Annotated in this window: 14 protein-coding genes; 9 read left to right on the forward strand and 5 right to left on the reverse strand. The window is 62.5% G+C overall.

Annotation, left to right across the window (positions count from 1 at the left end; translation table 11 throughout):
- The first annotated feature begins 2 nt into the window (after positions 1–2).
- The 3 genes from rplT (at position 3) to J2Y41_RS08525 (ending at position 2,640) form a co-directional block, all read left to right on the forward strand.
- A complete protein-coding gene (gene rplT, locus J2Y41_RS08515) occupies positions 3–683 on the forward strand; it encodes a 50S ribosomal protein L20 (RefSeq protein ID WP_224092379.1) in 681 nt (226 codons plus the stop codon).
- Between the two features lie 26 nt (positions 684–709).
- On the forward strand, positions 710–1,630 hold the full coding sequence (locus tag J2Y41_RS08520) for an RNA methyltransferase (RefSeq protein ID WP_309927972.1): 921 nt from the start codon (positions 710–712) through the stop codon (positions 1,628–1,630).
- 92 nt (positions 1,631–1,722) lie between these two features.
- On the forward strand, positions 1,723–2,640 hold the full coding sequence (locus J2Y41_RS08525) for a cation diffusion facilitator family transporter (RefSeq protein WP_309927974.1): 918 nt from the start codon (positions 1,723–1,725) through the stop codon (positions 2,638–2,640).
- Positions 2,641–2,733: 93 nt separating this feature from the next.
- On the opposite strand, the gene J2Y41_RS08530 is transcribed toward J2Y41_RS08525, so the two are convergent.
- Positions 2,734–3,945: an MFS transporter gene (locus J2Y41_RS08530; RefSeq protein ID WP_309927976.1), complete on the reverse strand. Its 1,212-nt coding sequence runs from the start codon at positions 3,943–3,945 to the stop codon at positions 2,734–2,736.
- Between the two features lie 134 nt (positions 3,946–4,079).
- Here J2Y41_RS08530 and J2Y41_RS08535 point away from each other — a divergent pair, with 134 nt between their 5' ends.
- Entirely contained in the window at positions 4,080–4,514 is a 435-nt protein-coding gene (locus J2Y41_RS08535; protein ID WP_224092383.1) for a (deoxy)nucleoside triphosphate pyrophosphohydrolase, read from the forward strand.
- Positions 4,515–4,534: 20 nt separating this feature from the next.
- Here J2Y41_RS08535 and J2Y41_RS08540 read toward each other — a convergent pair whose 3' ends face one another.
- Positions 4,535–5,629 (reverse strand): Rv2578c family radical SAM protein, encoded by a 1,095-nt coding sequence (locus tag J2Y41_RS08540; protein ID WP_309927979.1) that lies wholly within the window; start codon positions 5,627–5,629, stop codon positions 4,535–4,537.
- 77 nt (positions 5,630–5,706) lie between these two features.
- Here J2Y41_RS08540 and pcp point away from each other — a divergent pair, with 77 nt between their 5' ends.
- Positions 5,707–6,354 carry a pyroglutamyl-peptidase I gene (gene pcp, locus J2Y41_RS08545; RefSeq protein ID WP_309927981.1) on the forward strand — a complete coding sequence of 216 codons (648 nt, stop codon included), beginning with the start codon at positions 5,707–5,709 and terminating at the stop codon, positions 6,352–6,354.
- Here pcp and J2Y41_RS08550 read toward each other — a convergent pair.
- Positions 6,323–6,955: an SIMPL domain-containing protein gene (locus tag J2Y41_RS08550; RefSeq protein ID WP_309927982.1), complete on the reverse strand. Its 633-nt coding sequence runs from the start codon at positions 6,953–6,955 to the stop codon at positions 6,323–6,325. The two genes, pcp and J2Y41_RS08550, sit on opposite strands and share 32 nt — an antisense overlap.
- The gene (locus J2Y41_RS08555) at positions 6,952–7,371 is read right to left on the reverse strand and encodes a hypothetical protein (protein WP_309927984.1); all 420 of its coding nucleotides are present in this window, start codon (positions 7,369–7,371) and stop codon (positions 6,952–6,954) included. The genes J2Y41_RS08550 and J2Y41_RS08555 overlap by 4 nt, the downstream gene beginning before the upstream one ends.
- 148 nt (positions 7,372–7,519) lie before the next feature.
- Between J2Y41_RS08555 and pheS the strand changes: the two genes are divergently transcribed.
- From pheS to J2Y41_RS08575, 4 genes are all read left to right on the forward strand, one after another.
- Positions 7,520–8,581 carry a phenylalanine--tRNA ligase subunit alpha gene (pheS, locus tag J2Y41_RS08560; RefSeq protein ID WP_223936608.1) on the forward strand — a complete coding sequence of 354 codons (1,062 nt, stop codon included), beginning with the start codon at positions 7,520–7,522 and terminating at the stop codon, positions 8,579–8,581.
- Positions 8,582–8,583: 2 nt separating this feature from the next.
- On the forward strand, positions 8,584–11,127 hold the full coding sequence (pheT, locus tag J2Y41_RS08565) for a phenylalanine--tRNA ligase subunit beta (protein WP_309927987.1): 2,544 nt from the start codon (positions 8,584–8,586) through the stop codon (positions 11,125–11,127).
- A 352-nt stretch (positions 11,128–11,479) separates the two neighbouring features.
- Positions 11,480–12,160, forward strand: coding sequence for a nuclease-related domain-containing protein (locus J2Y41_RS08570; protein WP_309927989.1), 681 nt, complete (start codon positions 11,480–11,482; stop codon positions 12,158–12,160).
- Positions 12,161–12,165: 5 nt separating this feature from the next.
- A complete protein-coding gene (locus J2Y41_RS08575) occupies positions 12,166–12,819 on the forward strand; it encodes a 4'-phosphopantetheinyl transferase superfamily protein (protein ID WP_309927991.1) in 654 nt (217 codons plus the stop codon).
- On the opposite strand, the gene J2Y41_RS08580 is transcribed toward J2Y41_RS08575, so the two are convergent.
- Positions 12,816–14,156, reverse strand: coding sequence for a M1 family metallopeptidase (locus tag J2Y41_RS08580; protein ID WP_309927992.1), 1,341 nt, complete (start codon positions 14,154–14,156; stop codon positions 12,816–12,818). The genes J2Y41_RS08575 and J2Y41_RS08580 overlap by 4 nt on opposite strands.
- Positions 14,157–14,164 lie beyond the last annotated feature (8 nt).

The following is a 14,164-nucleotide window of genomic DNA, read 5'->3' on the forward strand; positions in this document are numbered from 1 at the left end:
ACGTGGCACGTGTGAAGCGGGCGGTAAACGCCCACAAGAAGCGCCGGGTTATCCTCGAACGCGCCAAGGGTTACCGCGGTCAGCGTTCGCGCCTGTACCGCAAGGCCAAAGAGCAGCTGCTGCACTCGTTTGTGTACAGCTACGGCGACCGCCGTAAGAAGAAGGGCGACTTCCGTCGCCTCTGGATCCAGCGCATCAACGCTGCATCCCGCGCCAACGGCCTCACCTACAACCGCCTGATCCAGGGCCTGAAGGCCGCTGAGGTTGAGGTTGACCGCCGCATGCTGGCCGAACTGGCTGTTTCGGACGCCAACGCATTCGCCGCTCTGGTGAACATTGCCAAGGCCTCCCTGCCTGCCGACACGTCTGCTCCGGCTGCCAAGGCCGAGGTTGCTGCACCGAAGGCTGCCAAGGTTGCTCCGGCTGCTGCTACCGCAACGGCTGTCAAGGCTTCTGTCTCCGAGAAGCCGGCCATCGATGGCGCTATTGCTGCCGTTGAAGGCGAAGGTGCCCCGGAAGGCCACGCCATCAAGGGCAACGCTGAGTCCAAGAAGTACCACGTACCGGGTTCCACTTGGTACGAGAACACTGCTGCTGAATACTGGTTCTCCACGGTTGAGGCTGCAAAGGCTGCCGGCTTCGAGCCGGCCGGTGGCGAAGCCCGCCAGCAGATCAAGAACTAGTCGCAACTGCCACTAAAGTTCTTTATATGAACCAAACCGGGCGCCCGCAAGACTTTTCGATGACCAACCCCCGAGCAGATCGGGTAAGGGACGTTGCCAAGCTTGCAGGGCGCCCGGCCCGTTTAAAGCGCGGCCGTTTCCTGGCTGAGGGTCCACAGGCGGTTCGCGAGGCCTTGACCCTTCACCGGGAGCGCATTGCGGCAGGGGGTTCCGCCGTCGTGCATGAAGTCTTTGCGAGCGAGGCATGCCTGGAGCGGCTCCCGGAACTCGCGGACCTTGCAGAAGGAACACAGCTTCGGCTGGCCAATGACGACGTCCTGGCCGCCATGGCGGACACCGTCAACCCGCAGGGCATCGTTGCTGTCTGCAGTTTTGTGGATGTCAGCCTTGAATCAGTGCTCGACGCCGGTCCTCGCCTTCTTGCGGTCATGTGCCAGGTCCGGGACCCCGGCAATGCGGGCACAGTTTTGCGCGCGGCCGACGCCGCTGGTGCCGACGCGGTAATCCTGACGGGTTCAAGCGTGGATATCTATAATCCCAAGGCGGTCCGGTCCACGGCCGGTTCGTTGTTCCACCTGCCGGTGGTCCTGGGGGCTGATGTTGAAGATCTCGTCGCGCGCTGCCGGGCACTGGGTATAGGGATCCTGGCCGCCGACGGGTATGGGACGGTAAACCTTGACCAGCTCCAGGACGAGAATGCTGCCCGGCGGCTCGGAAACGGCCATGTGGCCTCTGATTATGCCCTTGAAGCGCCCACGGCCTGGTTGTTCGGCAATGAGGCACAAGGATTGTCCGACGCCGAATTGGCGCTTGCGGATCACCGCGTAGCCGTTCCTGTCTATGGGGCGGCGGAGAGCTTGAACCTGGGTACAGCGGCCACCGTTTGCCTCTATGCAAGCGCCCGTTCGCAGCAAGGCGCCCGGGTCGGGAATGCAGAAATAGCCTGACGCCCGGTACGGTGTTTCTTGCAAGATCGTCACGATGACGACTCTTCTTGGCCCATTCCAATCTTTCCCAAAACCGAAGAGGTGAAGCTTTCGTGGCTGCAAGTGGCGGTACCAAAGCGATCGTGGCGGCCCTCGCCGCGAACCTGACCATCGCTGTCCTGAAGTTCGTTGCGTTCGTCCTGACGATGTCATCGTCCATGCTCGCTGAGGCCATTCACTCAGTTGCTGACTCCGGCAACCAGATCCTTCTCCTGGTAGGAGGCAAGCGCGCACAGCGTGCGGCAAGTCCCGAGCACCCCTTTGGCTACGGCCGCGAACGGTACATCTACGCGTTCATCGTGTCCATCGTCCTCTTCAGCGTGGGTGGCCTCTTCGCCCTGTACGAGGCATGGGAGAAGTTCCAGCACCCACACGGCATCGAAGGCGACTTCTGGTGGGTGCCGTTGGCGGTCCTGATTGGCGCCATCATTGCCGAGTCGTTCTCTTTCCGAACCGCCATCGTGGAATCGAACCATATCCGTGGCAAGCAGACATGGGCCAAGTTCATCCGCAATGCCAAGCAGCCCGAACTGCCGGTCATCCTCCTTGAAGACTTCGGCGCCTTGCTGGGCTTGGTGTTCGCCCTGTTCGGCGTCAGCATGACCCTCGTAACCGGCGACGGCGTGTGGGACGCCTTGGGTACGGCCATGATCGGCCTGCTGCTTGTCGCCATCGCTGTCATCCTTGCTGTGGAGACCAAATCGCTCCTGCTGGGTGAATCGGCCACTAAAGACGACGTCGCACGCATCACCGAGGCACTGCAGGCGGATGGCACCCGGATCATCCATCTCAAGACCATGCACCTGGGGCCGGAAGAACTGCTGGTCGCCGCCAAGATCACCATGGGTGCAGCCGATACCGGTCAAGCAATTGCCCGTGTGATTGACGACGCCGAGCAACGGATCCGGGCGGCCGTTCCGATCGCGCGGGTCATCTACCTTGAACCCGATGTTGAGCGCGTCCAGGCTTAGTCAGGTCAGCATTAACCAAAAGATGGGCTCCTCAAACCGAGGAGCCCATCTTTTTTGTTGCGGTTTCGAGCAGTTGGATTATCCGCTAGCGATTCATGGGGTAGCCAGCGGCTTCTTGCGTTCCAGCAGCCCGCTGATGATGGCAACTCCCAGCCCGAGGATGGCGAGGACTGCGCCCACAAGGGCCGGAGCCACGTAGCCCCAACCCCAGGCAATCACGGTCCCGCCGAGGAAGGCTCCCAAGGCATTGGCAATGTTGAGGGCGGAGTGGTTCAGTGACGAAGCGAGCGAGGCGGCGCCGGGAGCGGCATCCAGGAGACGGGTCTGCAACGCTGGCGTGAGCATGGAGCCTATGCCGCCGACGACGAAAGCCATGATGAAGGCGGACCAGGCCCAGTGGGCGGCAATGGCGTAAACCACCAATGCTGCGGCGATGCCGGGCATGACCCAGTAGATGGTTCCCATGACGGACTTATCGGCGATGCGGCCCCCGATGATGTTGCCCGCAACCATGCCTAGCCCGTATAGCGCCACCACTGCCGGAATGAGGGTTTCGGGTATGCCGGCCACGCCGGTCATGGTGTGCGCGATGTAGGTGTAGACGGCGAAGAACCCGCCAAAGCCGATGATGCCGATCAGCAAAGCAAGCCATACCTGAAGCCGCTTGAGTGCACCGAGCTCGCGTCGAATACTTGCTTCAGGGTGCGCTGCTTCGAAGGGGACGAATTTCCAGACCATGGCCACGGTCAGGAGGCCGATGGCCCCCACGATGATGAAGAGGAGGCGCCAGCCGAAGGTCTGCCCCACCCAGGTGGCCAGTGGCACTCCGATGACGTTGGAAACTGTGAGGCCAGCCATGACCATGGAGATGGCCCAACCCCGTTTTGTGGGGGCCACCAAGCCGGCCGCAATAACGGCAGCCACGCCGAAGAACGCGCCATGGGGGAGCCCGGACGCGAAGCGGGAGAGCAGCATGAAACCGTAGTCGGGAGCAATGAAGGAGGTCAGGTTGGCGATGGAGAGGAACAGCATCAATCCCAGGGCCAAGCGCTTCCTGGGAAGTTTGGCTCCGAATGCAGCGAAGATGGGGGCTCCGATGACAACGCCCAAGGCATAGGCGGAGATGAGGTTGCCGGCCTCGGGCGTGCTGATGCCCAGTCCTTCCTCGATTTCCTTGAGAAGTCCCATCATCGCGAATTCTGTGGTGCCGATGGCGAACCCGCCCGTGGCAAGCGCCAGGATGGCCAGGCCCAGGTGGCGCCTTGCTGTTGTGGAGGCGGCGGGTGGGGACACGGTGATAGTCATGAGCCTGCTTCGTGAGGTGCCTTGAGGGCTGGGAAAAGGTGGAGAAAATCCGATAACAAGCTTAGACCCGTAACCCCGACTTGACGTTGCTATGTGACGATGCCCATGATGCGCGGCACCCATAGACTGTTTCAGTGACTGGACTGATAAACGTTGTGGGCGCCGCCGTCGTCGACTCCCTGGACGCCCCGGCCCGACTCCTTGTAGCACGTCGCACTGCGCCCCCGCAGTTCGCCGGAATGTGGGAATTTCCCGGCGGCAAAGTAGAAGACGGCGAGTCGGCCGAAGCTGCCCTTCATCGGGAGCTCGCGGAGGAGTTGGGAGTTACGGTTCAGCTCGGGGCGGAGCTGGAGTCCGGTGAGGTCGCCGGGTGGCCCCTCAATGAGCGCGCGGCTATGCGTGTCTGGTTGGCGGAACTCGCTGAAGGCACACCTCGTGCCCTTGAGGATCACGACGAGCTGCGCTGGGTATCCCTGCTTGATGACGAAGAAGCTCTTGGGCTTGCGTGGATCCCGGCTGACTTCCCGATAGTCCGGGCGTTGCTGGAAAGAGTGACTGCAAGGGCCTAGGCCTCTTCATAGGCGTCAGTTCAGAAAAGTGGTTCTTGCCCTGGCAGGGGCGTCCCGACCGCAGGCTCCGTGCCCGAAGCTGGAGCGGTGGCTGGCCGGGCATTGCGGTGGCTGAAGCCATGCGTCCCGGTAAAGCCATGCTTGGCTTTAAAGTGATTAATCCTCCCTGATAACCAGGTCCGGTATTCCTTGGAGGCATAAGAACCCTGCCCGTACAGGCGACGGTACCGTCCTACGAGTTCGGGATGGTGGGCGGCGAGCCACTTCATGTACCACTCACGCGTACCCGGCTTCAGGTAGAGGGCTCCTGCAGTGATGCCTGTGGCGCCGGCCTTGGAGAGTTCTGAGAACAAGGACTCAAGGGCCTCGTCTGAATCCGTGAGCCAAGGCAGGATAGGCATGGCCATCACTCCGCAACCCAGACCTGCCTCACGGAGCCGCGCAATAAGCTTGAGGCGGGCCCTCGGGGAAGGGGTGCCGGGTTCAACAATCCCGGCAAGATCCTCATTGGTCATGGCCAGTGAGATGCCCAGGTCCACTGGGACCTGGGTGGCCGCATGCTTGAGCAGGGGAATGTCCCGGGCCAGCAACGTGCCTTTGGTCAGGATGGAAAACGGGGTCCCTGAATCTGCAAGGGCCCGGATGATCCCTGGCATCAGCGCGTATCGGCCTTCGGCGCGCTGGTAGGGGTCTGTGTTGGTTCCCAAGGCAACCTGGTGCCGCTCCCAGGAGGGTTTGGCCAGTTCCTTCCGCAGGACCTCTGCCGCGTTGATCTTGACCACCACTTGGGAGTCGAAGTCCCGCCCGGCGTCGAACTCCAGGTAGGTGTGCGTCTTGCGGGCGAAGCAATAGACGCAGGCATGGCTGCAACCCCTGTAGGGATTCACTGTCCAGTCGAAAGGCATATTGGAACCGGAAGGCACCTTGTTGAGCACTGACTTTGCGGTGACCTCATGGAAGGTGACTCCGGAGAATTCGGGTGTTGAGATGGAGCGCACAAGCCCGGCCAAGGGCAGCAGGGCGTCCAAGGCCGGGGCAGGGCCAGGAGCCATACTGTCAAGGCTTTCGGACGCCGGTCCACGCGTTGGCGAAAGTGCTTGTGCGTCCCATCTCATGCACTCTATTCGAATGTATGTTCGAATCAATGTCAAGGACCACGAATGCCGATCCAGGACCTTGCTAAGGTTGGCCCATGATTCTGCTGACTGGGTTCGAACCGTTTGGCGATCAAAGTGTCAATCCATCTTGGACGGCTGCCCTGCGTGCACGTGACATCCTTCGCTCCGAGGGATACAAGGTTGAAGCAGTAGAGCTTCCCTGCGTGTTCGGTGAGTCAGCGTCTGTCCTGCTGGCCACCGTCGAATCCCTGGCGCCGGACGTCGTACTGTGCACGGGGTTGGCTGGAGGAAGGGAGAGGCTCTCCCTGGAGCGAGTAGCCATCAATTGCGATGACGCCCGCATCCCGGATAACAAGGGCAAGCGGCCCATTGATGAGGAAGTGGTTCCCGGTGGCCCGGCAGCTTACTTCTCGACGTTGCCGATCAAAGCCTCCCTACGAAACCTGCAGATCGCCGGCATCAAGGGTGAGATCTCACAGTCTGCCGGAACCTACGTCTGCAACCATGTGTTCTATGCACTGATGCATGCCCTCGCAACCCGGGGCGGCGTCCGCGGAGGATTTGTCCATCTTCCCTACCTTCCGGAGCAGGTGCCCGAGGGGAGCGCGACGCCGTCCATGCCGCTCGATGCCATGGCTGCCGGCATCGCAGTGGTGGCGCGGACGGCAGTCCAGGCGCCGGTGGATGGACCTAAGGCTTCAAAAGTTCCCATTCCACGGTGACGCTCGCCGCCACGGACGACTCGCCGGCCTCAAGGGGAAGTGCTTCAACAGCAGCGGCCCTGACCAGTCCGCCCATCGGGATAGGGGAGCCCGGCAGGGGCTGCTGGGAAATGGAAACCACGGAGCCCAACCGGGAGGACGCCAAGGACGCGTACTGCTCCGCCCGCTGAAGCGCGTCCTGCCACGCCGCTTCCTGCGCCTGCCTCGTGACCTGGGAGGCGTCCGCAAAGCCCTGCTCGATCCCGTTGATCCGGATGTCGTCCCCACCGGCGGCCACCGCCGCAGCAATGGTGGCGGGGGCTTCCGTGTGTGAGCGGATGCCGACGTGCACGTTGGTGGATGCCACATAGGCAGCGACCTTCTGTCCTTGCCCCTCCACCCACACCAGGTCTGCCCGAAGGTTTAAGCCGCTGGTGCGCAGATCCGCATCCTGCACGCCAGCCGCCCGCAGACTGGTGGCGACGGCGGCGGCCGCCTTGCCGGCGTCGTCGTATGCCTTGGACGCAGTCTCCCTTCGCGTCTCGACGCCCAGCGTCAGTGTCACCAGGTCCGGCACTGCCTTGGCGCTCGCCGTTCCCGTAACGGTAATGGTGCGTTTCATGCTTCGGCCTCGATTCGATGGTCAATGTAGCCGCCTGCTGCGAGTCCAGCCTGCCGTTCAAAGAAATTCCTCGACGCCGGATTGCCCGCGCGCAGCATGGACCAGCCGGCGGCGACACCGTAGAAAACGAGGAACGGCAACCCCAGGCAGTAGGCGTACTGGGTGCTGTGCCGTTCCTCGTGGGCAAGGAGCAGCTCATTGCGTCCTGCCACGCCGCGCGCTGCGCGGTAGAGGACGACGTTCCCCACCGTGAACGCTCCGGCGTGTGGAAGCTTCCACGCATACCCTGCCGCTATCAGCAGGCCCCGGGGTCCACGCGAAATGCGTGATCGGGAGGCGCGCGCGACCAACAGCCCCAAGGGTGTTGTCAGGTTCAGGAAGTTGGCGACTTGCCTTAATCGCTGCCCGGGAGTCATGAAGACATGCTAGACCTGTGGAGTTAAATGGCGCCTGTGAGCTTCAACTAGACTGAAGGGTAGTGCCTGCCGTCCGCGGTGAGCACTGCCCTTTCGTTTTGCAGGCCAGCCATGCCGGCCGCTCCCGACTCGTAGCTAAGAACAGTAGATGACTGACACTTTGCCAGGCGCTGCCATCCCGAATCCGCTGGATGAAGCCGCCATCAACGCCGCCGTTGAGGATGCGATCGCCGCGATAGCGGCTGCCTCCTCCCTCGAAGAACTCAAGGCTGTCCGCCTCGCCCACACAGGCGAGAAGTCGCCCCTGAGCCTGGCCAACCGTGAAATCGGTGGCCTCGCCAAGGAGCACAAGGCTGCCGCCGGAAAGCTCATGGGATCCTCACGCGGCCGGGTCAACCAGGCGCTCGCCGCCCGGACCGAAGTACTGGAAGCCGAGAACGACGCCCGGATCCTGGTGGAGGAAACCGTTGATGTCACGGCGGCGCCGCGTCGACGCCGTGCCGGAGCGCGCCATCCGCTGTCCACGCTGCAGGACCGTGTTTCGGACATCTTCGTGGGCATGGGCTGGGAAATTGCCGAAGGGCCCGAGGTGGAGTCCGAGTGGTTCAACTTCGACGCCCTGAATTTCAAGCCGGACCACCCGGCCCGCGAAATGCAGGACACGTTCTTCGTGGAACCTCCCGAGGCACACCTGCTCATGCGCACCCACACCTCTCCGGTTCAGGTCCGTTCCATGCTGGAGCGCGAAGTGCCCATCTACGTCCTGTGCCCGGGCAAGGTGTTCCGCACGGACGAGCTCGACGCAACGCACACCCCGGTCTTCCACCAGTTCGAGGGTCTTGCGATTGACAAGAACCTGAGCATGGCCGACCTCCGTGGAACGCTGGAGCACTTCGCCCGCCAGATGTTTGGCGACGAAGCTTCCATTCGCCTGCGCCCGAACTACTTCCCGTTCACCGAGCCGTCAGCTGAACTCGACATCTGGCACCCCGGTGCCAAGGGCGGTCCGCGCTGGATCGAATGGGGTGGCTGCGGCATGGTCAACCCCAACGTCCTCCGGGCTGCCGGCATCGATCCGGACGTCTATTCAGGTTTTGCCTTCGGCATGGGCATCGAGCGCACGCTCATGTTCCGCAACGAGGTCGGCGATATGCGCGACATGATCGAGGGCGATGTACGTTTCAGCGAGCACTTCGGGATGGAGATCTAACAGTGCGTATCCCACTTTCCTGGCTGCGTGAATTTGCGCAGGTTCCGGCCGATGCTACGGCCGAAGACGTCATGGCGGACCTGGTCAAGGTCGGTTTTGAAGAAGAGGAAGTCCACCGTCCCACGGATGAACTCACGGGTCCCATTGTGGTCGGCCAGGTGCTGAGCCTGGTCAAGGAACCGCAATCCAATGGCAAGACCATCAACTGGTGCCAGGTCCGTGTTGTCCCTGAAGGGCAGGAACAGACCCTGACTGGCGAGGGAATCGATCCTTCCGGTGTGCAGGGCATCATTTGTGGCGCCCACAACTTCGTGGAAGGCGACAAAGTGGTTGTCACGCTTCCCGGAGCTGTGCTGCCCGGCAACTTCCGGATTTCGGCGCGGAAAACTTACGGTCACCTGTCTGCGGGCATGATCGCTTCGGTTCGCGAACTGGGCATCGGCGATGACCATGATGGAATTTTGGTTCTCTCACGGATCGGGTTGGATCCGGAAATCGGCACGGACGCTATGAAACTCCTTGGTCTCTATGACCAGGCTGCGGAAATCAACGTCACGCCGGACCGCGGCTACGCCTTCTCCATCCGTGGTGTGGCACGCGAGTACGCCCATGCCACCGGAACATCCTTCGTTGACCCGGCTTCCAAGGTCAACGCTCCGGCCAGCCTCCAAGGCGGGTACGGCGTAAAGCTCAACGACGACGCCCCCATCTACGGCAAGCCGGGCTGTGACCGCTTCGTGGCACGTACAGTGCGTGGCGTGGACGCTTCCCGTCCCACCCCGCCGTGGATGTCTGCACGTCTTCGTCTGGCCGGCGTCCGTTCCATCTCCCTGCCGGTTGATATTTCCAACTACGTCATGCTTGAGCTCGGCCAGCCGAACCACTGCTACGACCTCGACAAGCTTGCGGGCGACATCGTGGTTCGCCGCGCTGTGGCGGGGGAAAAGATCACCACGCTGGACGACAAAGAGCGCACGCTCGATGTCGAAGACCTGCTGATCACCGATGACTCCGGAGCTATCGGCATCGCCGGGGTCATGGGCGGTGCCCACACCGAGGTTTCGGATTCCACCACGAACATCCTGGTGGAAGCCGCGCACTTCGATGAAGTATCGATTGCCCGTTCCCGTCGCCGCCATAAGCTTCCGTCCGAAGCATCCAAGCGCTTCGAGCGCGGGGTTGACTGGCACGTTGCGAATGTCGCCGCGCAGCGCGTGGTGGACCTCTTGGTTGAACTTGCCGGGGGTACTGCGGACGAGACAGGTACCGACGTCGGAACCGCCCCTGACGCCGTCACCATTGACCTGCCCGCAGAGTTCGCCGCCGCCCGTATCGGTATCGACTTCACGGCAGAGCAGATCACTACGTCCCTGGTGGATCTTGGTGCTGCTGTGGAAAAGACTTCCACCGGCTATCTGGTGACGGCTCCGAGCTGGCGCAACGACCTCGAAACCAAGGAAGACCTGTCCGAGGAAATAGCCCGCTTGGTTGGTTATGACAACATCCCGGCAACGCTGCCCGTGGCGCCTCCGGGCCGTGGCCTGAGCCGCAGCCAGCAGCAGAAGCGCCGCGTCGTGCAAGCTCTGGCGGACGCCGGACTGACGGAGGTCCTGTCCTATCCGTTCGTCTCCAAGGCAGCCAACGACACCTTCGGCGTGCCAACGGAAGGTCAAGAACGTCCGGCCTTGAAGCTGGCCAACCCCATCAGCGAGGAGCACGGTTACCTACGTACGTCCATCCTGCCGGGACTGATCGAGGTTGTCCGCCGCAACCACTCCCGCGGTTTCCGTGACCTGGCACTCTATGAGGCCGGCTCGGTGTTCCTTCCCGGCGAAAAGCTCGGTACTGAATCCATCCCGCCGCTGGGCGTCAAGCCGTCCGATGAGGTACTGGATGCACTGTACGACGGCGTCCCGCACCAGCCGCTGCACATCGCGGCTGTCTTGACTGGCCACGATTCTCCGGCTGCGGCGACGCACACGCCGCGTGCCTGGGACTGGGCCGACGCTTTGGATGTCGCGCGGCTCATCGCGGATGTTCTCGGCGTTGAACTTGTAGTCAGCCAGGGGAGCCACCAGGCCTTCCATCCCGGACGTGCTGCACAGCTCGCGCTGCGGTCCGGCGACGTTGTGGGCTACGCCGGTGAGCTCCACCCGAAGCTCCTCGCAGCCCACGACATGCCAGCACGCTCTGTGGCGGTTGAGGTCAATGTTGAGGCGCTGTTCGAAGCAGCCGCCGACGTCATTGTGGCCAAGCACATCTCCGGGTTCCCCGTGGCGACACAGGATGTCGCCTTGGTGGTTCCGCAGGATGTTCCGGCTGACCAGGTGCTTGCCGCGTTGCGTGAAGGTGCCGGGGAACTCCTCGAAGACGTCGCATTGTTCGACGTCTACGTTGGCCCGGGCATCGAGGAAGGCAAGAAGTCTCTCGCGTTCGGCCTCCGTTTCCGTGCAGCTGACCGCACGCTGACTGCCGACGAAGCTTCGGAGGCCCGCGCCGGCGCTGTGGCTGTTGCTGCAGAGCGTTTTGGTGCAGTGCAGCGGTAGCGCCTTCGCATGCGATGAAATCCCCGGAACCTCCTGGTTCCGGGGATTTTTTTCAGTTGCCTCCGGAATCAGCGACAGCTCGGTCTGTTTGGCCAGACAATGGAGGCTCGGAATATTTTGGGGAGGATTGAGCCATGGCAAAGCGTATCCGCGGTCTAACCGCCGTGATTTATCAACCGCTTCGGTCCGTGCCGACGATGAACCACGTAACCTCGTGAAGCAGATGCGGCTCCGGTTCGCCGGAGTGTGCCGGGAGTGCGGTGCATCTCTTCCGGCCGGGACAGCGGCAATCTACGAGAGCGAGACCAAGACTGTCCTCTGCTTGGGGTGTGCCACCGAGGCTAAGGAAGCTATGTCCTCCGACACGGAACCGCCTGGTACGGAGGGTGCGGTCGCAGATCCCGGAGTAGCGGGTTCATCGGCCCGACGTGAGTACGGTCGCCGAAAGGCGAAGGACGAGGAAAGGCTGCGCGGGAAGTGGGGTCGTTTCGGTGGCCTCGCCGTCGCGCTCTCTGAGCGACCGCACACCAAGTCCTGGGATCGGGGCGCGGTCGGTGAAGAACGACTCGGCGCAAGGCTAAGTGCCCTTGCCACCGATGGTTTGGCCGTCCTTCATGACCGACGCATCCCCGGCTCGAAGGCCAACATTGACCACATTGCCATCACTCCGGGTGGAATCTGGGTGATCGACGCCAAGCGGTACAAGGGACGGCCCGAACTGGAGATCGAGGGTGGCATCCTTCGCCCACGCGTGGAGAAGCTGCTGGTCGGCCGGCGCAATTGCACGAAACTGGTCGATGGGGTGCTCAAACAAGTCGATCTCGTCCGAGACTTCGTAGGGGATGTCCCGGTCACCGGCGCGTTGTGCTTCATTGAGGCCGATTGGCCCCTCATCGGGGGTGCGTTCTCCATTCGTGGCGTTCACGTGCTGTGGCCGAAACGCCTAGCCAAGGTGCTTGCAGCGGAGACAGCCGGCGATGTTGATGTGGCGGCTGTGCGGGAAGCGGTGGCCGCCCGATTCAGGTCAGCGTGACCTTAGTGCAGAGCCCCGTGTTCGAGTTGCTCAGGCTCGACGAAGTGCTTGTTGCGGGCGGCCGCCTTCAGGAACTCGGGCGGCCCGCCCAGGACCGGGCGCTCCGTTTCGTCAGTGCCAAGGACCGGCAAGAATTCCTCGCGGGCCGATTGGCGTTATGGCACTTCGCTGCTTCGCTCCTCGACGTGGATCCGGCCCGGCTAGTGCCCGACTACAGCTGCCCACAGTGCGGGCAGGGCCAGGACCACGGTCGCCCGGGTTTCATGCTCGACGGCGTCCCCGAGCCTCTCGCGCTAAGCGCATCCAAAGCCCAGGGCTGGGTGCTGCTGGCCGGCGTCGTGCATCCATCCGAGGGCGCCCGGCTGGGAGTCGACCTTGAAGCTATTGATCAAGCAGCGTTCCAGGGCTTTGATGATGTTGCCTTGACTCCGGGGGAGAAGCACTTCCTGAAGAGTGTGCCGGAAAATCAAAAGGCGGTGCAGCGTACACGCTTGTGGGCACGCAAGGAAGCCTGGCTGAAGATGACCGGGGAGGGCCTGCGGAGGAACCCCGCGGAAGTGGACGTATTGGACCGGCCCGGCCTATGGGACATCACCAGCATCAACGGCGAACGCCAGGAACTGCCGGAGGGATTCGTGGCGGCGGTGGCTATTTCCTAGCCCTGCGGCAGCGGCGGGAGGGCGGCCTCGTACAACCAAGGCCGGAGAATCGCACCGGCATTGAACCCCGGAATGAAAGAGTCGGCGGCTTCGATGAAGGACGCTGTGGAAATTGAGCCGTGGCGGTTGACCGATGTCCAGTGCTGGAGGAGACCGAAGAACGCTTCGTCACCGGCTGCCACCCGGACGGAGTGGAGCGCCAGGGCGCCTCGTTTGTAGACGCGGTCATCGAACATGAGCTCCGGACCGGGATCGCCAACGAGCAGGTCCTGCGGCCCGGCGTCGAGCTTTTTCCAGGCGGCGAGGGCACGGGCTGCAACTGGCATCGTTCCGGACTCCTCGGACCACAACCACTCGGCGTAGCAGGCGAATCCCTCGTGGAGCCAGATGTCCTTCCAATTGCTGACGGTCAGGGAGTTACCAAACCACTGGTGGGACAGCTCGTGAGCGATCAATCGCTGCGCATCCCAGGCATCACGCATGTGGTTGCGGCCAAAAATGGAGACGGTCTGTGCTTCCAGCGGGATTTCCAACTCGTCTTCGGTGACAACCGAGGTGTAATCGCTGAACGGGTAGGGGCCGAAGCAGTCCTCGAAGGTCTTCATCATGTCCGGCTGTCGTTGAAGCCCCTGGCGGGCGTCGTCAGCCATGTCCGCAGTAACCGCGGCGAACTGCGGAACTCGGTGATGGGTGTCTGCAGGGTTGAGCGGCACCATGACATACCGGCCGATCTGCATCGTGGCGAGATATGTAGCCATGGGTTCGGAATGCTCGTAGACCCAGGTCTCGCGGCTCGATTTTCGTGACCGGGACACTAGTTGGCCGTTGCACACCGGCCGGTAGTTGTCATCCGTGGTCACGGAGATCCGGAACGATGATTTATTGCGCGGATGATCGTTGCAGGGGAACCACGACGCCGCGCCGTTGGGCTGGCCGGCCACCAGGACGCCGTCGTTCAGTTCTTCCCAGCCGACCTCGCCCCACAAGCCGCGACGTGGTTGCGGGTTACCCTCGTAGCGGATCTCAAGGACGAAGGGCTGACCGGCCTTCAACGGGGACACAGTAGTGACCACAAGGTGCTCGGCCCGTTGGCTGAACTTTTGGACCTTCCTGCCATCCAGTTGGATCTTGGACGCCCGCAGGCCCACCAGGTCCAGGACTATCTGCGAAGCCGGCTCCAGGGCCGTGCAACGCAGCACCGCTTTGCCGATCAGCTTGTTGCTGCCCAGCCTGACATCGAGGTCCAATTCGTACCGATCCACACGGTAGCTGGTGCTGCCGTGGTCCAAGGTGTATGGGTCGGCGTTGGTCGCAGTAGTAATTATCGGTGCCGTCATGGTCTGCC

Origin of the sequence: Arthrobacter sp. 1088, assembly GCF_031455315.1 — a bacterium.
Lineage (GTDB): Bacteria > Actinomycetota > Actinomycetes > Actinomycetales > Micrococcaceae > Arthrobacter.

What these genes read in the sequence shown, in the direction of transcription:
- J2Y41_RS08555 (WP_309927984.1), bottom strand. Translation starts at nt 7,371, where the DNA reads ATGACTCCCGGGCAGCGATTAAGGCAAGTCGCCAACTTCCTGAACCTG.
- pcp (WP_309927981.1), top strand. Translation starts at nt 5,707, where the DNA reads ATGATTCTGCTGACTGGGTTCGAACCGTTTGGCGATCAAAGTGTCAAT.
- J2Y41_RS08550 (WP_309927982.1), bottom strand. Translation starts at nt 6,955, where the DNA reads ATGAAACGCACCATTACCGTTACGGGAACGGCGAGCGCCAAGGCAGTG.
- J2Y41_RS08540 (WP_309927979.1), bottom strand. Translation starts at nt 5,629, where the DNA reads ATGAGATGGGACGCACAAGCACTTTCGCCAACGCGTGGACCGGCGTCC.
- J2Y41_RS08520 (WP_309927972.1), top strand. Translation starts at nt 710, where the DNA reads ATGAACCAAACCGGGCGCCCGCAAGACTTTTCGATGACCAACCCCCGA.
- J2Y41_RS08580 (WP_309927992.1), bottom strand. Translation starts at nt 14,156, where the DNA reads ATGACGGCACCGATAATTACTACTGCGACCAACGCCGACCCATACACC.
- J2Y41_RS08570 (WP_309927989.1), top strand. Translation starts at nt 11,480, where the DNA reads ATGTCCTCCGACACGGAACCGCCTGGTACGGAGGGTGCGGTCGCAGAT.
- pheS (WP_223936608.1), top strand. Translation starts at nt 7,520, where the DNA reads ATGACTGACACTTTGCCAGGCGCTGCCATCCCGAATCCGCTGGATGAA.
- J2Y41_RS08530 (WP_309927976.1), bottom strand. Translation starts at nt 3,945, where the DNA reads ATGACTATCACCGTGTCCCCACCCGCCGCCTCCACAACAGCAAGGCGC.